General features: G+C 41.5%; 24 protein-coding genes and 1 other RNA gene. 13 read left to right on the top strand and 12 right to left on the bottom strand.

Features of this window, described 5'->3' with window-relative positions:
• Positions 1–63 precede the first annotated feature (63 nt).
• Entirely contained in the window at positions 64–696 is a 633-nt protein-coding gene (locus TOL2_RS01995; protein WP_014955886.1) for a DUF3786 domain-containing protein, read from the top strand.
• Between the two features lie 208 nt (positions 697–904).
• On the opposite strand, the gene ilvC is transcribed toward TOL2_RS01995, so the two are convergent.
• Positions 905–2,377 (bottom strand): ketol-acid reductoisomerase, encoded by a 1,473-nt coding sequence (gene ilvC, locus TOL2_RS01990; RefSeq protein WP_014955885.1) that lies wholly within the window; start codon positions 2,375–2,377, stop codon positions 905–907.
• Positions 2,378–2,582: 205 nt separating this feature from the next.
• Between ilvC and ilvY the strand changes: the two genes are divergently transcribed.
• Positions 2,583–3,458, top strand: coding sequence for an HTH-type transcriptional activator IlvY (gene ilvY / locus TOL2_RS01985; RefSeq protein ID WP_014955884.1), 876 nt, complete (start codon positions 2,583–2,585; stop codon positions 3,456–3,458).
• Between the two features lie 140 nt (positions 3,459–3,598).
• Here the strand turns inward: ilvY and TOL2_RS01980 are convergent, their stop codons facing one another.
• A complete protein-coding gene (locus TOL2_RS01980) occupies positions 3,599–3,802 on the bottom strand; it encodes a cold-shock protein (RefSeq protein ID WP_014955883.1) in 204 nt (67 codons plus the stop codon).
• A 515-nt stretch (positions 3,803–4,317) separates the two neighbouring features.
• On the opposite strand from TOL2_RS01980, the gene TOL2_RS01975 reads away from it, so the two are divergent.
• A complete protein-coding gene (locus tag TOL2_RS01975) occupies positions 4,318–4,968 on the top strand; it encodes a class I SAM-dependent methyltransferase (protein WP_014955882.1) in 651 nt (216 codons plus the stop codon).
• 152 nt (positions 4,969–5,120) lie between these two features.
• On the opposite strand, the gene TOL2_RS01970 is transcribed toward TOL2_RS01975, so the two are convergent.
• Together TOL2_RS01970 and TOL2_RS01965 are read right to left on the bottom strand one after the other, a co-directional pair.
• Positions 5,121–6,008 (bottom strand): cation diffusion facilitator family transporter, encoded by an 888-nt coding sequence (locus tag TOL2_RS01970; RefSeq protein WP_014955881.1) that lies wholly within the window; start codon positions 6,006–6,008, stop codon positions 5,121–5,123.
• 20 nt (positions 6,009–6,028) lie between these two features.
• A complete protein-coding gene (locus tag TOL2_RS01965; RefSeq protein WP_014955880.1) occupies positions 6,029–6,394 on the bottom strand; it encodes a hypothetical protein in 366 nt (121 codons plus the stop codon).
• Positions 6,395–6,756: 362 nt separating this feature from the next.
• Here TOL2_RS01965 and TOL2_RS01960 point away from each other — a divergent pair, with 362 nt between their 5' ends.
• The 10 genes from TOL2_RS01960 to nadA all read left to right on the top strand — a co-directional run bounded on the left by TOL2_RS01960 (position 6,757) and on the right by nadA (position 16,191).
• Positions 6,757–7,314, top strand: a complete 558-nt coding sequence (locus TOL2_RS01960) for a hypothetical protein (protein WP_014955879.1) — start codon at positions 6,757–6,759, stop codon at positions 7,312–7,314.
• Positions 7,315–7,417: 103 nt separating this feature from the next.
• A complete protein-coding gene (locus tag TOL2_RS25345; protein WP_014957192.1) occupies positions 7,418–7,615 on the top strand; it encodes a hypothetical protein in 198 nt (65 codons plus the stop codon).
• Entirely contained in the window at positions 7,608–9,083 is a 1,476-nt protein-coding gene (istA, locus tag TOL2_RS01950; protein ID WP_014955878.1) for an IS21 family transposase, read from the top strand. The genes TOL2_RS25345 and istA overlap by 8 nt, the downstream gene beginning before the upstream one ends.
• Positions 9,076–9,810, top strand: a complete 735-nt coding sequence (gene istB / locus TOL2_RS01945) for an IS21-like element helper ATPase IstB (protein WP_014955877.1) — start codon at positions 9,076–9,078, stop codon at positions 9,808–9,810. Before istA ends, istB begins: the two co-directional genes overlap by 8 nt.
• Positions 9,811–10,089: 279 nt before the next feature.
• An RNA gene (gene ffs / locus TOL2_RS23985) (signal recognition particle sRNA small type) lies at positions 10,090–10,186 on the top strand.
• Positions 10,187–10,354: 168 nt separating this feature from the next.
• Positions 10,355–10,960, top strand: coding sequence for a nucleotide exchange factor GrpE (grpE, locus tag TOL2_RS01940; RefSeq protein ID WP_014955876.1), 606 nt, complete (start codon positions 10,355–10,357; stop codon positions 10,958–10,960).
• 21 nt (positions 10,961–10,981) lie between these two features.
• On the top strand, positions 10,982–12,892 hold the full coding sequence (gene dnaK / locus TOL2_RS01935) for a molecular chaperone DnaK (protein ID WP_014955875.1): 1,911 nt from the start codon (positions 10,982–10,984) through the stop codon (positions 12,890–12,892).
• 91 nt (positions 12,893–12,983) lie between these two features.
• Positions 12,984–14,573 carry a class I adenylate-forming enzyme family protein gene (locus TOL2_RS01930; protein ID WP_014955874.1) on the top strand — a complete coding sequence of 530 codons (1,590 nt, stop codon included), beginning with the start codon at positions 12,984–12,986 and terminating at the stop codon, positions 14,571–14,573.
• 19 nt (positions 14,574–14,592) lie between these two features.
• Positions 14,593–15,279 carry an outer membrane lipoprotein chaperone LolA gene (gene lolA, locus TOL2_RS01925; RefSeq protein WP_158406050.1) on the top strand — a complete coding sequence of 229 codons (687 nt, stop codon included), beginning with the start codon at positions 14,593–14,595 and terminating at the stop codon, positions 15,277–15,279.
• 21 nt (positions 15,280–15,300) lie between these two features.
• Positions 15,301–16,191 carry a quinolinate synthase NadA gene (gene nadA / locus TOL2_RS01920; RefSeq protein ID WP_014955872.1) on the top strand — a complete coding sequence of 297 codons (891 nt, stop codon included), beginning with the start codon at positions 15,301–15,303 and terminating at the stop codon, positions 16,189–16,191.
• 98 nt (positions 16,192–16,289) lie between these two features.
• Here the strand turns inward: nadA and TOL2_RS01915 are convergent, their stop codons facing one another.
• From TOL2_RS01915 to yedE, 8 genes are all read right to left on the bottom strand, one after another.
• Positions 16,290–17,033, bottom strand: a complete 744-nt coding sequence (locus TOL2_RS01915; protein WP_014955871.1) for a YebC/PmpR family DNA-binding transcriptional regulator — start codon at positions 17,031–17,033, stop codon at positions 16,290–16,292.
• Positions 17,034–17,047: 14 nt separating this feature from the next.
• Positions 17,048–17,701: an RlmE family RNA methyltransferase gene (locus TOL2_RS01910; RefSeq protein WP_014955870.1), complete on the bottom strand. Its 654-nt coding sequence runs from the start codon at positions 17,699–17,701 to the stop codon at positions 17,048–17,050.
• On the bottom strand, positions 17,701–19,059 hold the full coding sequence (gene radA / locus TOL2_RS01905) for a DNA repair protein RadA (RefSeq protein ID WP_014955869.1): 1,359 nt from the start codon (positions 19,057–19,059) through the stop codon (positions 17,701–17,703). The genes TOL2_RS01910 and radA overlap by 1 nt, the downstream gene beginning before the upstream one ends.
• Before the next feature lie 176 nt (positions 19,060–19,235).
• A complete protein-coding gene (locus tag TOL2_RS01900) occupies positions 19,236–19,475 on the bottom strand; it encodes a hypothetical protein (protein ID WP_014955868.1) in 240 nt (79 codons plus the stop codon).
• A 1-nt stretch (position 19,476) separates the two neighbouring features.
• Positions 19,477–20,334 (bottom strand): NAD(P)H-hydrate dehydratase, encoded by an 858-nt coding sequence (locus TOL2_RS01895; protein ID WP_041279201.1) that lies wholly within the window; start codon positions 20,332–20,334, stop codon positions 19,477–19,479.
• Positions 20,319–20,870, bottom strand: coding sequence for a DUF3343 domain-containing protein (locus TOL2_RS01890; protein ID WP_014955866.1), 552 nt, complete (start codon positions 20,868–20,870; stop codon positions 20,319–20,321). Before TOL2_RS01890 ends, TOL2_RS01895 begins: the two co-directional genes overlap by 16 nt.
• A 35-nt stretch (positions 20,871–20,905) precedes the next feature.
• Positions 20,906–21,124, bottom strand: a complete 219-nt coding sequence (locus tag TOL2_RS01885) for a sulfurtransferase TusA family protein (RefSeq protein WP_014955865.1) — start codon at positions 21,122–21,124, stop codon at positions 20,906–20,908.
• A gap of 2 nt (positions 21,125–21,126) precedes the next feature.
• Positions 21,127–22,221: a YedE family putative selenium transporter gene (gene yedE / locus TOL2_RS01880; RefSeq protein WP_014955864.1), complete on the bottom strand. Its 1,095-nt coding sequence runs from the start codon at positions 22,219–22,221 to the stop codon at positions 21,127–21,129.
• Positions 22,222–22,458 lie beyond the last annotated feature (237 nt).

Below are 22,458 nucleotides of genomic sequence, written 5' to 3'. Positions count from 1 at the left end.
TGTTGTGGCATAGTGATCTGCCATGACCTTTATAGAAAAGCCTTTTAACCGGGAGGATCATCAATGAACCAGAGTTCTGAAATATTTGAAAAATACTACCGTGATTATTGCGACCAAATCGCTAAAACAAATCTTGCGTCCATACAGAATATACTTGGAATTGAAACAGATGAGGATCAAATACTGATTCGTTTTTTTAACAAAGATTACCATTACCTGATTTCGCAAAATGAAATAACGGATGCATCAGGCAACAGGCCGGATTACAGGATTTGTGTCATCCTTGCCAAATATATTTTGTTATGCCCCGAGCAATTGCACAATGATACAAAATGGGTGTCATTTAAGGATTTTAAAAAAACGTCCCATTTTACCAATGTAAACTTTTTTAAAAGCGATACAGAACAGGTTATTCTCAAACATTTTTCAGGCAGGCTTGATGAACTTTTTAAAGCCGGTAAAAAACTGGGCGGGGTCCGTTACGAAGCGGACATGCCCTATGATCTGGCAATACAGTTTGACGCCCTTCCCCGGATATCGCTTTTGCTGTTGTTTAATGACAGGGATGAAGAATTTCCTGCTCAATGTACTGTGCTGTTTCAAAAACATTCGGAATTTTATCTTGACCCGGAATCTTTGGGCATAACCAGTGCAGTTCTTGCAAACAATCTGATAAAAACAATGCAAAATCTTTAAAAAACAGACCAAATCAAATCCGGCATTGGGTTTTGCGTTTGCATTTAAAATTAAAAACAAAAGCGCATTGTTTTAAAAAATTATTTTTGAAACAATGCACTTTTTAAATTATCAACTAACGGCCATGGCAGATTGACTTGCCACAACAAAAAACAAACCCCTTATCATATAAAATATATTGAGATGGGCATCATATAAAAAACCAGGCTTAAGAAATGGGTTTCATGGCCCCCATGTATCCGCGCAGTTTTTTTCCGATCCGTTCAACACCTGTGGAACGGATGGCCTCATTGGTTTTGATAAGTTTTATGTTATCCACGCCATTGGTTTCAACCGTCAAACCTTTACCTATGACATCAATATCAAGTTTTTTCATGAAGTCACAAAGCAATGGAACGGCCTTATGGTTAAACAGATAACATCCGTATTCGGCTGTATCGGAAATGACCACATTCATTTCATAAAGTTTTTTGCGTGCCACCAGGTTTGCAATCAAGGGCAGTTCATGAAGGGATTCATAGTAGGCGGATTCTTCACCGATACCGGTTGAGACCATTGTGTCAAATGCCAGTTCCACACCTGCCTTGACAAAGGCAACCATAAGAACGCCATTGTCAAAATATGCCTGTTCCGGGATCTCCTGATCTGTTGGGGTGGATTGTTCAAAAGCAGTCTGGGAGGTTTCTTCTCTCCATTTGAGCAGGTTGGCATCATCGTTTGCCCAGTCTTCCATCATGGTTTTAGAAAATTCGCCGGACATGATGTTGTCCATGTGCTGGTTGAACAAAGGAGTAAGAATAGTTTTCAATTCTTCACAAAGTTCCTGGGCAACAATTTTTTCAGGATTGCTCAACCTGTCCATCATATTGGTGACACCACCGTGTTTCAAGGCTTCTGTAATGGTTTCCCATCCATATTGAACCAGTTTGGAAGCATATTCAGGAGGAACGCCTGTTTCAATCATTTTATCATAGCACAGCAAAGACCCGGTCTGGAGAACACCGCAAAGGATGGTCTGTTCTCCCATGAGATCTGATTTTACTTCCGCCACAAAAGAAGAATGAAGTACCCCTGCCCTGTCGCCCCCTGTACCGCAGGCATAGGCTTTGGCAAGTTCCATCCCTTCGCCTCTGGGGTCGTTTTCCTTGTGAACGGCAATCAATGTGGGTACGCCGAACCCCCGTTTGTATTCTTCCCGTACCTCTGTTCCGGGAGACTTTGGTGCAACCATGATAACGGTGAGATCTTTTCTGATCTGCATGCCTTCTTCCACAATATTAAAGCCGTGAGAGTATGACAGACACGCATCCTGTTTCATCAAAGGCATGACTGATTCAATCACATTGGTGTGCTGTTTGTCAGGGGTCAGGTTGATCAACAGATCAGCCTGGGGAATCATCTCTTCATATGTTCCCACAGAAAACTTGTTTTCAGTTGCGTTTTTCCAGGACTGACGTTTTTCTTCAATGGCGGCGTCCCTAAGGGTATAGGATACATCCAGACCGCTGTCCCTCAAGTTTAGTCCCTGGTGAAGTCCCTGGGAACCGCAACCTACAATGACTATTTTTTTGCCCTTCAAGGCTTCAACGCCTTTGAATTCAGATGAATCCATAAATCTGCACTGGGAAAGTTCTTCCAATTGTCGTCTCAATGGCAGGGTATTAAAATAATTTTGGCCCATGGTGTTCTCCTTATAGATAAATGTAAGTATTTTACGAAATTAACCTGCTGTATTAATGGACTATATTTATAATTGCGTCAAATGAATCATTTGCAATGTTATGTTTTGAATATTGCAATATTATACACGGCTTTAATATTGCAACTATTTATATATAACTGATGTATTATTGCAAAATTTAAAACATAGTGTTAAGCATTGAAACATGGATATTCGCAATTTAAAGCTTTTCAGGCACCTTGCAGATACCTTGCATTTTGCAAGAACCAGCCAGGCCTGTTATATCACGCCGTCGGCATTGACAAGGGTTATCCAGAGGATAGAAGCAGAGGTGGGTGAAACACTTTTTATCCGAAGCAACCGCTCCGTGGAATTGACGTCAGCCGGAATGGTGTTTAAAAAATATGCCGATGATGTTCTGCGGAGGTGGAATCGGCTCCATGACGAACTGTCGTCCGATGATATTTTGCAAGGAGAGCTGTCGTTGTATTGCTCTGTAACCGCAGCCTATGGAATCCTTCCCAGCGTCATGGCACGGTATAGAAAAACCCATCCCAGAGTCCGGATACACCTTGAAACCGGAGATGCGGCAAAAGCCCTGCAAAAACTGTCAAACCAGGATGCGGATGTTGCAATTGCAGCCCTGCCTGACACATTACCCAAAGATCTTGTTTTTCAAACCTTATCCCGTACACCACTGGTTTTTATTGCACCATTGCAATACCCTGATATCGTTATTCGTACAGTCGATGGGATAGACTGGGAACAAACCCCGTTAATCATTCCGGATCACGGGTTGAGCCGGGACCGAATAGACCAGTGGTTTGCAAAGGAAAATTTTATTCCCAATATTTATTCCCAGGTTGCGGGCAATGAGGCTATCATTGTCATGATCAGCCTTGGCTGTGGCATTGGTCTTGTTCCCAGGATGGTGCTTGAAAAAAGCCCTTTTTTAAACCAGGTCAAAATCCTGTCAGGTGCCCCTGTACTGCCGCCCTTTGTCATCGGGCTGTGTACCCGAAAAAAAAACCTTGTCAATCCGCGGGTCAAGTCGTTATGGAGTATGGCCAGTGAAAAATGATTCAGTGTGCCTTAACCGCCTTTATGTTCTAAGATACTTGCAAAAATAAAAAAAATCCCTGAACAAGGATATTGCTCAGGGACTTTATTTTTTCAAGTCACAGAAGTGACTTTTTTTCAAAATTTAAGTAAAACGGCTAACTAAAGCACGGTTACATTTGTTGCGGCAGGACCTTTTTGTCCTTCTTCGATGTCGAATGAAACACGATCCCCTTCATTGAGGGATTTAAAACCGGTTGTATTAATGCCTGAATGATGCACGAATACATCTTTTCCGCCGTCTTCTTGTTCGATAAATCCAAAACCTTTTGAGTCGTTAAACCATTTTACGATACCATTAGCCATGTTGGCAATCTCCTGTAATAAAAAATAAAAATACTAGCTTCTAACTTTGGGGGGCAAACCACACTTGAATATTGGGGATATACACCTTAAGGAGGAAACATATGCGCTTTATACATTGACGCAATATTTATTATCATATAGGAATATTAAAAAAAGTCAAGTTCTATTATTGTTTTTTATTGGCCACAGATCAATAGTGTCTTTTTATTTGATTGCAAATCATTATCAATAGTGTATGATGCGTGATTGTATTCAAGCAAAGGGGCATTCCTTGTTGGAATCATTTTTTTTTAGTTTATCTTCGCTACCCTTGTTTTTGTCCAAGCATTGAATGTTCAGGGAATCAGAAGACGTTTTTCAAGGCAATTCGATAACCAGGTTTCGTTGATGCTGTAAGGTTTTAATTTTTTTTAAATAGCGGCCCTGGCAGATCAAGCTGCCACAACAAAGATTGAAAGTAGCTGTTTGGATTTTTAAAAACTTTCATATAAAAAACTGCTTTAATCAGGAGAGATATGTCTTCACTTCGTATCCGTTATCAAACTATTGAGTTTAAAGATGTCGATATTCATGTTCGTACGTTACGAGACACACTCCAATATCTTGATGTTAATGGTGTTGCTGAAAAATTAGGCATATCATCGGCTACATGGCCCTTATTTGGGGTTATCTGGCCTTCAGGAAAGGTGCTTGCACATCACATGATTGATTATGAGGTTGATGGAAAACAAATTTTAGAAGTCGGCTGCGGTATTGGGTTGGCAAGTTTGGTACTCAACCATCGCCTCGCAGATATTACCTCTACAGACTATCATCCTGACGCTGAACCTTTTCTGATGGAAAACGTTAAGCTCAACAAAGGTAAAAAAATACCGTTCGTTCGTATGGGATGGTGCGACAACAACATTAATTTGGGCAAATTTGATCTCATAATTGGAAGTGATTTGTTGTATGAACCGGATCATGCAGAGCTGTTGTCCAGTTTTATTGATCATCATGCAAATAATCATTGTGAAGTAATAATCGTTGATCCGGGACGCGGTAAACATGCTCGTTTCAGCAAAAAAATGGTGAGTCTTGGCTACTCTCATACGCAAAGCAAACCAGTCCATACGGACTATCTGGCCCGACCGTTCAAAGGACAAATTCTAAGCTATTCACGTTAGTGAAGGACTCTTTTGCAAATTCATATTACAGCAACCTTTTGTACAAGCCCAATAAATAGATTTTGTGAAAAGCTCCGACTTCTTGCCCCTGAACTCAGGAACAAGGGGATCAACCGCCCATAGGGAATATTTTTTTTACAGGCTATATGAATTTATTCCGGTTCAGATAAATTTATTTCAGGTTCCAGGTGAACCATTACATCAATGATTTTGGGATTTTTTTGAATAAGGGTATGTTTTACCTCTTCAGATATATCGTGACCCTGGATAACAGACAAATGCCCGTCAACTTCCAGGTGAAGATCAATATAAATATAATTGGCAATCTTGCGGGTTCTCAATTTATGGACGCCTTTAACATTGCGTATGGTTTTTATTGTTTTTTTCAGTTCAATAACTTTTTGCTTTGAAATGCCGGTGTCCAAAAGATCATTAATATTGGTGAAAAAAATCTCAAGGCCTACTTTAATAATAAATGCTGATACAATGATTGCACCGATCTGGTCTAGAAATCCCAATCTTGGATCTATTAAAGAAGCCAAAATTGCTACAAGGACGGGGATGGAGGAAAACGCATCGCTTCTATGATGCCAGGCATTGGCTTTAAGGGAGGATGAATTGATTTTAATGCCAACTTTATATGTCACCTTGAAAAGTATTTCTTTCACAAAAATGGAAATCAACGGACCAATAGTGACGATCCAGTTCAACTGAGCCTGCTTCCTTTCCAATAAAGATACTATACCATTATATCCAATTGTACAGGCAACCAAAATAAGGATAAATCCAATAATAATGGTAATAAAAGATTCTATTTTCTGATGCCCATAGGGATGGTCATCATCCGGCGGTGCAGTCCAGTATTTTACACCGAACAAAATGACCAGGTCAGAGGATGTGTCTGAAAAGCTGTGCAGGGCATCTGCAACAACTGCCTGGCTGTTACCCAGAAAACCAATTAAAAACTTGATGACGGAGAGTATTATATTTGCCACAAGGCCTATCAAGGTAATATTTTGAATTTGATTTTTTTTGTTCATTTTATTTGATTGCAATTTTTTTATTCTTTTAACAGCTTAATTTTTACGATTTGTCCTTTTTTATTAATATATGCTATACCTTTTGCCAAGGTCCGCTGCGATTCAGAACTAACGATTTCTACGCCCTCTTCATAAAGAATAATTGACAAAAACTCTTCTTTTTTTGAGTCTGACTTGGTTTTTAAAATATTAGTATTCGATGTAGTTACTTTTTTGTTGCTACCGCTCATTTTGGATGGTGTTTCACTCATTTCATAACGTGCTTTGTTTCTTTCCGAAATTAGCTCAGAAACCTTTGAATAATTGTTTTCTTCTTTTTCATTTTGACAAGCTGAAATTCCAAAACAAAAAATTAACAATGCATACAAAAAAAATCTTGATTTCATTTTATCTCCTCTGAACAAATCTTTTCCTTTAACTGTGAGATAAGATTCAATATCATCATTCTATAACAATCATAAAAAAAAATTATTACCCTCATTTTCTATGATGTTCATATTATTATCCTTTGGTAAAGAATTAAATTTCCCAAATGTCCTTTAATCAATATCAGTAATTGTCAGGCCCGACCTGAAAATGTTCTTGGTGTCCCGGTTTCAAGATGTGTTTTCTTCGTTTAATTTTCTTCTCCTAAAAATTAAAAATTTAATTCTTATCTTCTTCATTTTTCTTCCTTCCGTAAGAGCATCTTCTTCCCGTAAAATTTGCTTTCATAAGCAGCGAATTTTATGTTGGAGGCGATGTGTAGATGATGCGTATTCTGAAGAAAAGATGCCAAAATTGCAGAACATTGTTTGTGCCTGACTCCAGAAATTACAAATCTCAACAATATTGTTTTAAACCTGAATGTCGTAAGGCCAGTAAGAAAGCAAGTCAGGAAAAATGGCTGAGCAAATCCGAAAATCAGGATTATTTTCGATGTCCGGAAAACGTTGAACGGGTCCAAAAATGGAGGGAAAATCATCCGGGGTACTCCAAACGACCAAAGCAACCACATGCGTTACAAGATCTCTTACCGATCCAACCTACTGAAAACAAAAGCAATATCATCGATTTTGAGTTACAAGATCTCTTACAGGGACAACCAACTGTTTTAATAGGATTAATTGCTCATTTTACCGGAACAACGTTACAAGATGACATAGCATCTTTTCTCCTTCGTATGAAAAAATACGGGCAGGACATTTTATGTTCACAACCCCAAATAGAAGGAGATTCAAATGATTGCAAAATCCCCGATTTTAAAGTCCCGGATACGGAAGGTACCCAAAAGTTTCAGCTGGGTCGATCATCGCCTGGTACGTGAAAAATACATTGACCGATGTACGCACGTCCAATCGGTTCTGTACCTATTCCTGGTATGTGTGGCCGACAGTAAAGGCCTGAGTTTTTATGGAGACAAAGCCATTATGAGCAGGTTAGCCATGGATCAAGCTGATTTGCATGGAGCACGGTTCGGTTTGATCCGGCATGGTCTGATAGCCTGGCAAAAACCTATCTATCAGGTCCTTGGTCTTGACCCAGTCCCGAAAAAGACAAGGCGATGCAAATCCATGATGCGACTTTCGGATATATTGAAAGTGGCAGCGGAGGGCACCCATGATTGATTACGAGACCTATGTTCAAATCAGAAATTATTTTACCCGGGACGGTTTGACCTACAGCCAGATCTCAAATTCACTCGACCTGGACCCAAGGACCGTTGCAAGATGGGCCAACCAGAAAAGGTATCAGCCCCGGAAATCAAGCCCGAGGAAAAGCAAATTGGACCCGTTTAAAAACACCATCTTACAAATGCTTGAAAAGCATCCTTACAGTTCCCGGCAGGTCTTTCAACGGATAACCGAAGACGGGTTTGCCGGCGGGATCACCATTGTTGAAGATTATGTCAGAAAAGTACGGCCTCCCAAAACCAAGGCCTATTTAAAATTGTACTTTGCCCCGGGTGAATGTGCCCAGGTAGACTGGGGATCTTACGGCACGGTCCGGGTGGGTTCAACGACCAGGCGATTGAGTCTTTTTGTAATGGTAATGTGCCACAGCCGAATGATGTATGTTGAATTTACGGTATCGCAAACCATGGAGCACTTTTTGGGATGTCACCAGAACGCATTTGAATTTTTTGGTAAGGTGCCTGAAAAAGTGATGGTGGACAATCTTAAATCCGCCGTTTTAAAAAGGATCGTTGGCAAAGCACCTGTATTTAATCCCAGGTATCTTGATTTTGCGGATTATCATGGCTTTACCATTATTCCCTGCAATGTGCGAAAGGGCAATGAAAAAGGCCGAGTGGAAAATGCAGTGGGATATGTCAAAAAGAATCTGCTCAACGGCCTTGAAATCTCTGATTTTAAAATCATGGAACCGCTTTGCAAAAAGTGGCTTGATACGGTTGCCAATGTCAGGTGCCACAGGGAGACCGGTAAAAAACCCTGTGACATGTATGCCGAAGAACGGCCCCATCTTCATTCACTGCCTGCTGAGCCCTATGATATCGGCGTGATCAGGCAGGTCCGGGCTTCAAAACAGTATCGGGTGACCATTGACACCAATTATTACACCGTGCCTGCCCAGTTAGCCGGTGTGGCATTGACAGCAAAACTGTACCCGGACCGTATTTGTTTTTACCACGACAATAAACTGGTGGGCCGCCATGTCAGGAGCTATGATCGCAGAAAGGATGTTGAAGATCCGGATCACTCAAAAATCCTTTTGAACCAAAGAAAGAAGGCCAAAGACCAAGTCATATATATGCGATTCTTAAGCCTGTCTGACAAAGCCCAGGAATATTTTAAGCAGTTGCAGAACAGGCGTCTGAATGCCTCTCATCATGTCCGGCAAATCGTTGCCTTAAGTGAAATCTACTCCAGAGAGCAGGTTGCCATGGCCATTGAAGATGCGTTCTCATTTTCTGCATTTTCCTGCGAGTATATCGCCAATCTCCTTGAACAACGTTCCCGACCCTCCAGGGAACCCGGAGCCCTTTACCTCACCCATAAAAGTGATTTGTTGGATCTGACAATCCAGGCCCCTGACATTGACATTTATACCGCCATAGGAGACCAAGATGCCTGATTTAGAAAAGTATCTGTCCCACCTGAAATTACCCTATCTCCGGGATAATTATGAATCCGTTGCAACCATGGCAGCACAGAAACAGTGGACCCACATAAAATATTTATCTGAACTTGTCAAACAGGAATCAAGGCTGCGCCGGGACAAAACAAGACAGCGCCGAATCCGCATGGCAAAGTTCCCGGTGATCAAAACATTGGATCAGTTCAACTGGTCATGGCCCCGGAAAATAAACCAGCCCCAGGTCCAGAATCTGTTCCGTCTTAAATTTATTGAACAAAAAAACAATATCGTTTTCATCGGCCCGGTGGGTGTCGGCAAAACCCATATTGCAACGGCTTTAGGATATCAAGCATGCTTGAAAAGCCATACGGTTCTATTTGCTTCAGCTATAGATGTCGTGAATAATCTGGTGGCAGCCCAGCAGGCCGGTCAATTGAAACAGGAACTGAAAAAATACCTCAAACCAGCCCTGCTCATCATGGACGAATTAGGTTATTTGCCCATCGACAAAATCGGTGCAGACCTTTTGTTCCAGATTATCAGTCAGCGTTATGAACAAGGTGCCATGATCATCACTACAAACAGGGTGTTCAAGGACTGGCCCCAGATCTTCAATAATGACATGACACTGACATCAGCACTTCTGGATCGGCTCCTTCACCACACAGAGCCTGTCGTTATTGAAGGCAAAAGTTATAGAATGAGAGACGTGACAGAAGAATAAACCGGAAAGACCGGTCGGCAAAGTCATCGCTGCCCGGTCTTTTATCCAGCTACATTTTTAAACCGGGAGATTTATGACATTTTCACGCCGCCGCTGACAGTAATTGAGCAGCAAGTAATATACCAAAAAAAATAGTTGTTCAAAATAGTTGTCCAATTGATATTTTTAATTCTTACAATCCAACTCAAAGAATATAGCACGAAGAATTAGGCTTGAAAAAAAAATCAAAAGCAACTATATATAAGCGTCCGGCTGTGCAGGCCGGGTTTGGATAATTCTGATCGGTCGCCTCGTAACAGAAGGCCATGAACCTCGTCAGGTCCGGAAGGAAGCAGCGATAAGTGATCTCTTCTGTGTCGTGGATCGATCCCGGTCACGCAATTTTCCTTTAACCCTTCTGCCAGCCGGATCTTTTCTTTTAAACCCCATTTTTTTTATATCTTGACATGTTTTTAAACAGACTTATTTTTCTGCCATAATTTAATAGATAATTTTTTAGTAAAGCAATCTTTATGATAAGGAATATTTGGAGCAGGAGAAAAAATTGGCAAACGAAAAAAAAAAAAAAATAGAAACCGAAAATGAGGATTCTCCCAAAAACGAGGCTGAAAAAGCTAAGACCAAAGACGATTCCGATAAACCAGCAAAAAAAGATACATCTGAAAAGGAAGGTATCAATGAACTCAAAGAACAGCTTTTATTTGAAAAGGACCGTGTGTTGAGGCTTTCTGCTGAATTTGAGAATTATAAAAAAAGAAAACAGCGGGAATTAGATGAATTTAAAAAATTTGCCAACGAAACGGTCTTTAGACAATTTTTAACTGTTGTGGATAACCTTGAAAGAGCAATTCTTTCAGCAGAAGAAGTTTCAGAAGATGACGGCTTGCTTGAAGGAGTCAAACTGACATACAAGGATATTATCAAATTGTTTGAAACCTTTAATGTTAAGCCGGTAGAGGCTGAAAACAAACCGTTTGATCCAAATTTTCACCAGGCCGTCAATCAAGAAAGTACAGATGAAGTTCCTGAAAACACTGTTATAACGGTACTTCAAAAAGGGTATCTTCTTCACGACAGGTTAATCAGGCCTGCTATGGTTGTTGTCTCAAAAAAAACTGAAAAAAAAACTGAAAAAACAAAAGAAAATTAAAGATATCTCGGAGGGTATATTATGGGTAAAATAATCGGAATAGATTTAGGAACAACCAATTCCTGTGTAGCAGTTATGGAAGCGGGCGGTGAAGCAAAAATAATCACAAATGCAGAAGGTGGAAGAACAACACCATCTATTGTTGCGGTGTCTGAAAGTGGTGAACGAATTGTTGGCCAGGCAGCAAAACGACAGGCTGTCACCAACCCTGAAAACACAGTATTTGGTGTAAAAAGATTGATTGGAAGAAAATTCAATTCAAAAGAAATTCAAACGGACATCCCTAATCTTCCTTATAAAATTGAAGCCGCTTCCAATGGCGACACCCGAATCAATTTAAGAGGGAAACAACACAGTCCTGCTGAAATCTCATCCTTTATATTGGCCAATATTAAAAAGACGGCTGAAGACTATTTGGGAGAAGCAGTCACAGAAGCGGTTATCACCGTACCCGCTTATTTTAATGACAGCCAGAGGCAGGCTACAAAAGATGCAGGAAAAATCGCCGGGCTTGAAGTAAAGAGAATTATTAATGAACCAACAGCCGCCTCATTAGCTTATGGTCTGGACAAAAAAGGCGAAGAAAAAATTGCCGTATTTGATTTGGGCGGCGGTACATTTGATGTTTCAGTCTTAGAGATCGGTGACGGAGTGTTTGAAGTAAAATCAACATCCGGGGATACCCATTTAGGCGGGGAAGATTTTGACCTGAGAATCATTGATTATATTGCCGATGAATTTAAAAAAGAGCAGGGAATTAATCTGAGGACTGATAAAATGGCACTTCAGCGTCTTAAAGAAGCGGCTGAAAAAGCAAAGATGGAATTGTCAACATCAACTGAAACCAGCATTAACCTGCCGTTTATCACGGCAGACGCCTCAGGCCCGAAACATCTTGACGTAAAACTTAGCAGGGCAAAACTTGAATCCCTGGTAGCCGATCTTTTGGATAAACTTGAAAAACCTTGCCGGATTGCTTTAAAAGAAGCCAACCTGGGATCAGGTGGCGTTGATGAGGTGGTTCTGGTCGGTGGTATGACCCGTATGCCGGCAGTGCAGGAAAGGGTTGAGAAAATTTTTGGACAAAAACCCCATAAGGGTGTAAATCCCGACGAAGTCGTTGCCATGGGTGCTGCAGTGCAGGCGGGTGTTCTTCAAGGGGATGTGAATGATGTCCTTTTACTTGATGTTACGCCGTTATCGCTTGGTATTGAAACGTTGGGCGGTGTGATGACCAAGCTCATCGATAAAAACACAACCATTCCAACCAAAAAGAGCCAGGTATTTTCAACCGCTGCTGACAATCAGCCGGCTGTTTCCATTCATGTTCTCCAGGGTGAAAGACAAATGTCTGCAGACAATAAGACGCTTGGACAATTTGAACTGTCTGATATTCCACCTGCACCAAGAGGAGTTCCCCAGATTGAGGTTTCATTTGATATTGACGCCAATGGGATTGTTCATGTAGCAGCAAAAGACAAGGCAACCGGCAAAGAACAGTCCATTCGTATCACGGCGGCCAGTGGCCTTTCAGAAGACGAAATCAACAAAATGGTCAAAGATGCGGAACTGCATGCCGAAGACGACAAGAAAAAAAGAGAACTGGTTGATACAAAAAATAATGCAGAAGCACTTGTTGATCAGACTGAAAAAACCTTGAAAGAGCATGGAGACAAGGTTGATGAAGAGACCCGTAAAAATATTGAATCTGCTGTTGAAGCATTGAAACAGACCAAAGATTCAAACAATCTTGATGACATCAAACAGAAAATTGAAGCCTTGTCACAGGCATCTCATAAGCTTGCAGAAGTCATGTACCAGCAGGCAGCCCAGGATGGACAAGGCGGTCAAGGTACGGATGCCGGAGCCTCTCCTCAGGAAGATGACGATGTTGTTGATGCGGATTTCGAAGAGGTTAAAAAAGACAAATAAAAAATATAAAACCTGTTGAATATAGTCCTGCCGTGTTTTATAGTTTCACGGCAGGATTTTTTTATATAGAATGAGGGGCTGTTGTTTTTAAATGATTATAACTGAAATTTTAACCAGAAACGCATTGATGTATAAAGGCGAGACCGCACTCGTAGAACGCATACCTGCTTTGAACTCCCGGAAAACCATTACCTGGGAAGAATTTTACAAGACATCAAACCGTCTTGCAAACGCCTTTGAAAACCATGGTATTCAAAAAGGGGACAAAATTGTACAATTGATGACCAATTGCCTTGAATGGCTTCCCATTTATTTTGGCATCCTTTATACAGGTGCCTGGGCAGTCCCGTTAAACTTCAGGTTTGAATCCGATAAAATTCTTCTTTGCACCAACACGGCTGAAGCCAAAGTTTTCATATTCGGTGAAGAATTCATTGAAAGAATTGAAGCGATCCAAGATGAACTGGAAAAATATGTTCAGCTCTGGATTTTTACTGGGCCTGCGAATTTATGCCCTGACTGGGCTGTTCAATATGATACGTTTATAGAGACACAATCAGCAGATACCCCCCCTGATGTTGACCTTGATGTCGAAGATGCTGCTGCTTTATATTTTACAAGTGGCACAACAGGTAACCCCAAAGCCGTTCTTTTGACCCATAGAAATCTTGAGCATGCCTGCCATGTTGAACACGCCCATCATAATCAGACCCATGAAGACATTTTCCTTTGTATTCCGCCCCTGTATCATACAGGTGCCAAAATGCACTGGATGGGCAGTTTTCTTGTGGGAGGTAAAGGTATTATTCTTAAAGGAGTAAGTCCCCAATGGATTATTGAGACCATCTCCCAAGAGCAGTGTACCATTGTCTGGCTTCTGGTTCCCTGGGCCCATGATATCCTGATTGCCGTTGAAAACAAAAAAATTGATCTTTCAAAATACAGACTTTCCCAATGGCGTTTGATGCATGCAGGTGCCCAGCCGGTTCCGCCAAGCCTGATTGAAAACTGGAAAAAATATTTTCCAGGACAAGATTATGACACAAACTACGGACTTACCGAATCAACAGGTCCTGGGTGTGTTCATTTAGGAATCGACAATGCCGATAAAATAGGGCCTATTGGATCACCTGGATTTGACTGGGAAGCAAAAATTGTGGATAAACAGGGAAATCTGCTTTTCGGCAATGAATCAGGCGAACTTATTGTCAAAGGCCCGGGTGTGATGAAAGAATACTATAAGAACCCCCAGGCAACAGCAGAGACAATCAAAGACGGCTGGCTTCACACCGGCGATATTGCACGATATGATATAAACGGATTTATATGGCTTGTGGACCGGAAAAAAGACATGATTATCTACGGAGGAGAAAACATTTTTCCTGTTGAAATTGAAAATTTTTTCCTTAAAAATAAAAAAATAAAAGATATTGCCGTCATCGGTATCCCGGATGAGCGTTTGGGAGAAATTCCAGCAGGGATCATCAGTGTTAAGCCCGGGTGCATACTTTGTGAAAGTGATATTATCGAATTTCAACAGGAATTGCCCCGATATAAACACTTGAGAAAGATTTTTTTTGGAGATGTTCCGCGAAATCCCACTGGAAAAATTGAAAAACCAAGGCTGAGAAGAATATATGCTGAAGACAAACGAAAAGATATTCGAAAACTTCTTCGATAGTCCTTATAAAGCAGATAAAGTGAAAGTTTTATTCTGCAAAATAATGTGCAGGATTGTTTTTCCTGTTATCCTGGTCTGGTCTGTTGTTTTTTCAACCGTATGTGCATCCTATGCAAACACCGGCACAGACAAGCTTAAAGAAGATATTTTAGACGCCATTGAAAAAAAATATACCGGCAAAAGCTTTGAGGCCTCGTTTACACAGAGTGTAACGCTTGTAGCCATTGACAATACTCAAAAAGCGTCCGGGAAAGCATCTTTTAGCCATCCAGGAAAAATGAGATGGGAATATCTGGAACCTGAGCGCCATGAAATTATTACTAACGGCAGGTCTCTTTGGATTTACCGACCGGAACTGAATCAGGTTATGCAATCAGATACAGCTTCGTTTTTCAAACCAGGCTCAGGAGGAGATTTTTTATCAGATATTTCCCTTGTCAGAAAAAATTATATTATCAGTATAAAAGCAGTCACAGCAGAGTATGTGGAAATCAAACTGATTTCAAAACAAGAAACTCATAATTTTTCTTCAATTGTGATTCGAATATCACAAAAAAACAGTGAAATTGAAAGGGTTTTTAGCTATAATACTTACGATGATACCAACACCTTGTTTGAATTCACTGACATTCAATTTAAAGAGATTGACCCGGCCATCTTTGAATTTAAACCACCTGAAAAGTCGGATATAATAGAAATGGACTAATAATTATTTTAAGGTTACACAATGAAAGATAGAATCAGACAACTTGCCAAAGAAAAAAATGCCATCATCCTTGCCCACAATTATCAACCCCCTGAAATTCAGGATATTGCGGATCTGTGTGGGGATTCTCTTGAATTGAGTATCAAAGCCTCGAAAACTAAAGCTGACCTTATTGTTTTCTGCGGTGTCCATTTTATGGCGGAAACAGCCTTTATTCTGTCTCCCGAAAAAACCGTATTGCTGCCCAATACTGACGCAGGCTGTCCCATGGCAGATATGGTTGAGCCTATTGCGTTAACCGCCAGAAAAAAGGAACTGGGAAATATTCCCGTTGTCACTTATGTAAATTCTTCTGCTGCCGTCAAAGCAGTTTCCGACATCTGCTGTACATCTGCCAATGTTATAAAGGTTGTCAGCAGCATTAATGCCGATGAAATTCTGATGACACCGGATCGGAACCTTGCACAATATGCGGCGGCAAACACGTCCAAGAAAATTTATCTGTGGGATGGATATTGCCCCTTTCACAACACCTTGTCTGAACAGGATGTCCATCAGGCAAGAAAAGAGCATCCTGAAGCGCTTTTTATTGCCCACCCGGAATGTCCGCCTGAAGTCCTTGCTCTTGCCGACAGCATCCAGTCCACCTCGGGAATGATAAAATTTGCCGGAGAGTCTGACCGGAATTCTTTTATTCTCGGAACGGAAACAGGATTGCTCTACCCAATCTCAAAAGCCTATCCGAATAAAAAATTCTATCCTGCATCTGAAAAAATGTATTGTACGGATATGAAAAAAATTACGCTTAATAATTTGGCTGACAGTCTGGAAAATTTAACCGGAAAAATAACGGTTCCGGAAGATATCAGAAAAGCGGCTTTAGGGTCGGTTCAAAAAATGATCAATCTGTAAACCATAAAGTGATAAAACACTTAAATCCAATAAAAGCAGTAGCCTTAAAATAAATCAAGGCTCCTGCTTTTTTTTATGGTTGAGATGTTGATCAACGATCACATTGAATCAAAAACTTCGTCCGGTATATCTGCATTAGTATAAAATTTTTGAACATCATCGCAGTCATCTAAAACATCCATGAATTTGATCATCTGTTCGGCCTCTTTGCCATCCACCTTTGTCATATTCTGTGGAAGCATGGTGATTTCAGCCATTTCATACTTGATTCCTGCTGCGTCAACAGCTTCTTTGACCGCATCAAAATCTGCAGGTTCCGTAATGATATCAAAGGAATTAGTCTCTTCTCTAATGTCTTCAGCTCCGGCTTCAAGAGCCACTTCCATCAGCGTCTCTTCATCGGAATCCTCTTTGCTGACAGTCAACACTCCTTTTTTATCAAACATCCAGGCAACACAACCATCTGTTCCCACATTCCCGCCGGCTTTACCAAATGCATGGCGGACCTCTGCAATGGTTCTGTTTCTATTATCTGTTAAACATTCGACCAGAACAGCAACCCCGCCGGGGCCATATCCTTCATATACGATTTCTTCGTAATTAACACCCTCAAGCTCGCCGGTTCCCTTTTTAACTGCTCTTTCAGACGTATCCTTGGGCATGTTCTGGGATCTGGCGATACTCAACGCATGCCGTAATCTTGGATTTGCTTCAGGATCACCCCCGCCCATTCTTGCAGCAACTGTAATTTCCTTTATCAATTTGGTAAAAAGTTTACCCCTTTTGGCATCTGTAGCGCCTTTTTTATGCTTTATGGTCGACCATTTGCTATGTCCTGACATCTTTTGTATCCTCCTTACTTCTTACCTTTTGCTATAATATATATTTCTTTACTCTGTTTTCTGCAGCTATCCGGTTTGAATGTTTTGCATTCTTTAAATTTTGATTTAACACGTTTTTGAAAGTCATTAAAGTCATTTCCCTGAAATATCTTGCAAACAAAATTGCCGTTTTGAACCAAAAAATTCTTTGCTATGGTCAGAGCCATATCACAAAGTTCAAAAGATCTTAATGCATCCACATCCTTTCTTCCGGTTGTTGCCGGTGCCATATCACTTAGTATGACATCGAATCCTCTGTTTTTATCTAAAAAAGCGGCATTATCCTGATTTAAGATATTATCTTTAATCGCCACTACATTATCGGGCAGTTTAATCTCGATTGGTTTTAAATCAATACCCTTTACCAGGCCTTTGTTTCCCACCTGTTTTGCGGCATACAACAACCATGATCCGGGCGCACACCCAAGATCAAGCACTTGGTCATTTTTTTTCATGACCTTGAATTTATTCTGAATTTCTTCAAGTTTGTATATGGATCGTGCCGGATAATTTTCAGCTTTTGCCCGATGGGTCAGATGATCTGCCCATTGGTTTTTGCTTGACTTGTTTTTGCCTGATTGGTTTTTGACTGATTTGTTGCTGGCTTGTTTCTTTTTTTTGGCTGCCATTAAAACAATACCTCCATGGCACTTTTTAGAAAGCTGACACTTTCAAATGTCATTGTGTCTATTCCTGATACCTGCTTGATCGTATTGGCAGGGATAAGGCACCTTGTAAATCCCATTTTTGCAGCTTCCTTTACTCTTGCCTGAACATGCCCCACAGCCCGGATTTCCCCTGTTAATCCGATTTCCCCTATTAGCGTTGTCTTCTTGTCCACTGGTTTGTCCAGAAAACTTGATGCCAGGGCTGCTGCAATGGCAAGATCTGCCGATGGTTCGACTATTTTTACCCCGCCTGTGACATTCATAAAAATATCAAGGCCGGAAAGATTCATTCCAAGCCTTTTTTCCATCACGGCAACAATCAAGGCCACCCTGTGAGTATCCAGGCCCAAAATCGTTCGCCTTGGGGTTCCCAGGCTCGAACTGGCCACAAGACCCTGAATTTCAACCAGAATGGGCCGCGTTCCTTCCATGCAGGAGGTTACCACAGACCCAGGTGCAACTGCGGAACGTTCAGCCAAAAAGACTGCGGATGGATTTGGAACCTGGGCAAGGCCTTTTTCATTCATTTCAAACACACCGATCTCATTTGTGGGACCAAACCTGTTTTTAACAGCTCTTAAAATTCTGAACACATGACTTTTGTCCCCTTCAAAATAAAGGACAGTGTCCACCATATGCTCCATGATCCTTGGCCCTGCAATGGCACCCACTTTGGTCACATGGCCCACCAGAAAAATGGGAAGGCCGGTTGATTTTGCAAGCTTCATAAACTGCATGGCAGCTTCCCGGATCTGTGTCACACTGCCCGGCGTTGATGAGACATCCGGATGAAAGACCGTCTGAATGGAATCAATTACCATGGCATCGTATTTTGACAATTCCACCATGGCCAAAATGGATTCCAAATCGGTTTCAGACACCACAAACAAAGAAGAACCATGGGAATCAAGCCTTCTACCCCTCATGGAAATCTGTTGAACAGATTCTTCTCCTGACACATAAAGGCATTTTTTACCGGCATTGGATAATATTGACAATATCTGAAGCATTAAGGTGGATTTTCCGATTCCAGGGTCTCCGCCAATCAAGATCAATGAGCCGTCGACAATGCCGCCTCCCAGTACCCGGTCAAATTCCGCCACACCGGTTTCGAGCCTTTCGGTTTCTTTGACTTCCACAGAATCAATCAAGACAGGTTCCGATAAAAAAGAGGATTTTCTCTTTTTTAAGACACCAGCACCGATTCGTTCTTCCACCAAAGTATCCCAGGCACCGCAATCCGGACATTTACCCATCCATTTCGGGGTCTGCCCGCCACAGGACTGGCATTTGAATGTAAACTTTTCCTTTTTTTGCAAATTGTTTCCATACTTGTTTGTAATTTATAAAGTCTTGACTTATACCATTTTGCGGTCTCTATATCAAGATTCAGGTAAATATCTAAAATAATTAAGTTAAAATAATATATTTTGCAAATTCAATGAATGAACCGGAACAGCGGGTAATGGGTGAAACTTTCTTCTAAAAAAGAGGGTTACAACAGATTGGATGATGCGGCAGCGTTAAGGCGGTTTAAAAGTTTTTGCAGATCAAAGCCATACTTTTTTGCAACGCTGTGAATGGATTCAAAAAGCGATTTGCAGCAGATGCACTCTCCTGCAATCGCATCATATTCTTTAAAAACAGGCAGGGTTTTTTCGCAGGTTGACACGACATCCAGGACTGTCATTTGCTGAGTTATTCGATTCTGTACCTGCTTTTTTTTACCTGACATATTACTCTTTTAATACTTTTTCCAGGGCTGCCGGGATTTGCTGTATAATTTCAAGAACCTGGGTGGCAGGTGTGGGGGCGGCATAAACCCCGGCCAGTCGATTGACTGTTGAAGCTATTGCTGCGGCTTTTGGGATTTTCATTCCTGTTCCAATCAATGCTGTAACAATACCGGTAAGCGTATCGCCCGTTCCACCCATTGCTTCCATTGCTTGTGCCTCAGGACTGTTCAGGGAAGAAACAATCCCGTTTTTATCTGCAACAAAGTCTGTGCTTCCTTTTACCAGCAGATTTTTTGCAGCATTTTTATGCAGGTATGCACGGCTGATAAGATCTGGAATTTTATTGTCTTCATGTAAAATAAATCCCCGGGTATAAAAAGGATGGGGAGCGGTTTCATCCGCAAGAAAGGCAAGTTCTCCCACATCCGGGGTGAAAAGATCATACTCTTCTGCCTGGCCGCTCATCTTGGCTGCATACATAAAGCCTGCATCGGCGATCATTATTGGTTTGACCGCCAAATCTTTCAGGACAAATAAAATTTTATTATGCCAGTCCACATCCGGTTGAAGGTAATGAAATACAATGGTCTTCAAATCCATGCCGGAACAATTTTCAACTATATATTGATAAATATTGCGACTGCCGTCCCCAAGACCGATATCACCGGCAATAAAACCGGTGATATCTTTTTGACCCACAACTTTTAAGGTGTTGATCATTGCTCCTAAAAGCGCAGGTGTTCCCCTGTTCACCGGCACATGAAGGCCATTAAGCACAAGCTTGTCTTCAACCATATCCACCCTGCCCACGGTCAGGGGAAAATCCGGGTACGGAACGGTTCCTACCACTGCAAGCATTTTTTTTGCATCTCCTTAAAAGCAAGTCCAAGGGCATACCCGCAAAGAGTATGCCCTATATTCATGGGATCAGGAGCCTGGTCCAATGTTTTACCCACCAGTCTGTAAGCAAGATAAGGAACATCCGGGCATCCCCCTCCTGAAATATTGACGATCAGTCGGGTCTGTTTTTCCACGGTGATTTTCATATTGGCGGCCCGGATCATGAGAAACCGGCCAAAATCCTTTGTGTGAAAAAGGTTGACCGGCTGAAGCAGGGGATTTGTAACAGGCACCATCTCAAGGGGCAAAAGACCTGCTTTTTCAAGAAAGCGCATAATGGCAAGTTCCTCAATCAATGGAAACTCAATTACCAGATCACACCCGCTTTGAATCTCCGGCGGAGGACCCATTACTCTGATTTCCCAGTTGTTGCCCCTTAAAATATTTTCCGCCTGAATCACTTCGCTTGTATTCTCAAACACAAGAATACCCAGGCCTGCCCGGGATGATGGGGTATCCTGCTTTTTTTCTTTAAACAGCTTAAATTTAAACAAACTATATGCCTTTTATGTTTTTCTTTATTTTTTGTCTAATCCTTTACAAGGTTTATTTGATATTCATCCCCCTGCTGTTGGATATCTTTAACTGTATACCCTTTGCTTTGTGCAGCCCTTGAGACATTCTCCTTTGAAGCATCCGTATCCACAAGAACAATGATCTCTTTTTCAGTTCCAAGAGCAGCAGCTTCCATAAACATCAGTACCGGCTGGGGACAGGAAAATCCTTTTGCATCAATCGTTATACTCACGGCTATACTCCTTTTATCTTATTTCTCATTGTAAATCCTATAAACAGGCAGACGATCATACCAACTGCCACTGCAGCAATACCATGGGGACCAACACCTTTTGGCGAACTTGCCAGACCGAAATTATGAGCAATTGCCGCTCCCGTTATCATTCCAAGCACAAATATGGCGGCATCACCGTCACCTTCGCCGGAAAGAAAAAGCTGACGACCCGGGCATCCGCCTGCCAGGGAAAAAGCAAGACCGGCAAGTACCATTCCTGCAAAATTCCAGACATGCATTGTATGGGCAACCGGCTGTCCTTCAAATCCAGGGTTGAACTGACCCAGAAAAAGGTTTGCGGCAAAAGCAAAAATAACAAGGGAGATCAAGCCGGTTAAAAGATGAAGATGCCGGAACAAAATCAGATCCCGAAAGGCACCCATGGTGCAAAACCGGCTTCTTTGTGCAACATAACCTATCAAAAGCCCTATCACAAGGGATACCAGCAATGGAGCATGCATGGCACCCGGCCCTTTAAGGCTGTAGAACAATACCCCGCTTTTATTTTCTCCTGCCACCTGGGGATAAAGAAACATAAGGCATAAAAGGCCCAGCATAATGAGAGGAAAGAGCAATCCCACACTTTTATGGGTTGGCTGGCTTCTGCCGAGGTTATATCCATTCTTTAAAAAAAGCGTTCCGATCCAGATCCCTCCGGCAAGTCCCAGCAGGCCGATAACGGCATTGCCGTCTCCGCCTGCAAGACGAAGAAGTGCCCGCCATGGACAGCCTAGGAATACCAGGGCCCCGATCATGGCAAACACACCCAGGACAAACCTGACAAGAGGTGCTGATCCGCAACGAGGCTTGAATTCTTTCACACTCACGGCAGCAGTCAAAGCTCCCAATACAAACCCGATAATTTCCGGACGCATATATTGAACCACACCTGCCCTATGAAAGCCAATGGCACCTGCAATATCTCTTTCAAAGCAGGCCACACAAATTCCCATATTTCCGGGGTTTCCCATTTTTTGTAAAATTCCGGCAAAAATGCCGATAAAGGCGCCGACACTGATAATACCCCATCGGCCGGCAAAAAAATTTTTAATCATTTTATCTCATCCTTTCAAAAAAAATAAGTCATTTTAAATAGCGCCCATGGCAGATTGATCTGCACAACAAACATGAAAAACAGCTGTCAATAATACAGGTAGGTTTCATTACACAGATCTTTTTAAGAATCCAATTGATAATTAAAATATAAATATTAAAAAATATAGACGAAGCCAATATTGACAAATTTGATGAAAGAATTAAGGCACAAAGAATTCAGCCTCTTTTATTTTAAG

The organism is Desulfobacula toluolica Tol2 (assembly GCF_000307105.1).
GTDB classification, from domain to species: domain Bacteria; phylum Desulfobacterota; class Desulfobacteria; order Desulfobacterales; family Desulfobacteraceae; genus Desulfobacula; species Desulfobacula toluolica.
Note: the sequence above shows the minus strand (reverse complement) of the source record. Positions and strands in the feature narration are given on the sequence as shown.

Bases quoted from the DNA above. Each gene is read 5' to 3' on its own strand.
- TOL2_RS01995 (WP_014955886.1), top strand. From the start codon at position 64: ATGAACCAGAGTTCTGAAATATTTGAAAAATACTACCGTGATTATTGC.
- ilvC (WP_014955885.1), bottom strand. From the start codon at position 2,377: ATGGGCCAAAATTATTTTAATACCCTGCCATTGAGACGACAATTGGAA.
- ilvY (WP_014955884.1), top strand. From the start codon at position 2,583: ATGGATATTCGCAATTTAAAGCTTTTCAGGCACCTTGCAGATACCTTG.
- TOL2_RS01980 (WP_014955883.1), bottom strand. From the start codon at position 3,802: ATGGCTAATGGTATCGTAAAATGGTTTAACGACTCAAAAGGTTTTGGA.
- TOL2_RS01975 (WP_014955882.1), top strand. From the start codon at position 4,318: ATGTCTTCACTTCGTATCCGTTATCAAACTATTGAGTTTAAAGATGTC.
- TOL2_RS01970 (WP_014955881.1), bottom strand. From the start codon at position 6,008: ATGAACAAAAAAAATCAAATTCAAAATATTACCTTGATAGGCCTTGTG.
- TOL2_RS01965 (WP_014955880.1), bottom strand. From the start codon at position 6,394: ATGAAATCAAGATTTTTTTTGTATGCATTGTTAATTTTTTGTTTTGGA.
- TOL2_RS01960 (WP_014955879.1), top strand. From the start codon at position 6,757: ATGATGCGTATTCTGAAGAAAAGATGCCAAAATTGCAGAACATTGTTT.
- TOL2_RS25345 (WP_014957192.1), top strand. From the start codon at position 7,418: ATGAGCAGGTTAGCCATGGATCAAGCTGATTTGCATGGAGCACGGTTC.
- istA (WP_014955878.1), top strand. From the start codon at position 7,608: ATGATTGATTACGAGACCTATGTTCAAATCAGAAATTATTTTACCCGG.
- istB (WP_014955877.1), top strand. From the start codon at position 9,076: ATGCCTGATTTAGAAAAGTATCTGTCCCACCTGAAATTACCCTATCTC.
- dnaK (WP_014955875.1), top strand. From the start codon at position 10,982: ATGGGTAAAATAATCGGAATAGATTTAGGAACAACCAATTCCTGTGTA.
- TOL2_RS01930 (WP_014955874.1), top strand. From the start codon at position 12,984: ATGATTATAACTGAAATTTTAACCAGAAACGCATTGATGTATAAAGGC.
- nadA (WP_014955872.1), top strand. From the start codon at position 15,301: ATGAAAGATAGAATCAGACAACTTGCCAAAGAAAAAAATGCCATCATC.
- TOL2_RS01915 (WP_014955871.1), bottom strand. From the start codon at position 17,033: ATGTCAGGACATAGCAAATGGTCGACCATAAAGCATAAAAAAGGCGCT.
- TOL2_RS01910 (WP_014955870.1), bottom strand. From the start codon at position 17,701: ATGGCAGCCAAAAAAAAGAAACAAGCCAGCAACAAATCAGTCAAAAAC.
- TOL2_RS01900 (WP_014955868.1), bottom strand. From the start codon at position 19,475: ATGTCAGGTAAAAAAAAGCAGGTACAGAATCGAATAACTCAGCAAATG.
- TOL2_RS01895 (WP_041279201.1), bottom strand. From the start codon at position 20,334: ATGCTTGCAGTGGTAGGAACCGTTCCGTACCCGGATTTTCCCCTGACC.
- yedE (WP_014955864.1), bottom strand. From the start codon at position 22,221: ATGATTAAAAATTTTTTTGCCGGCCGATGGGGTATTATCAGTGTCGGC.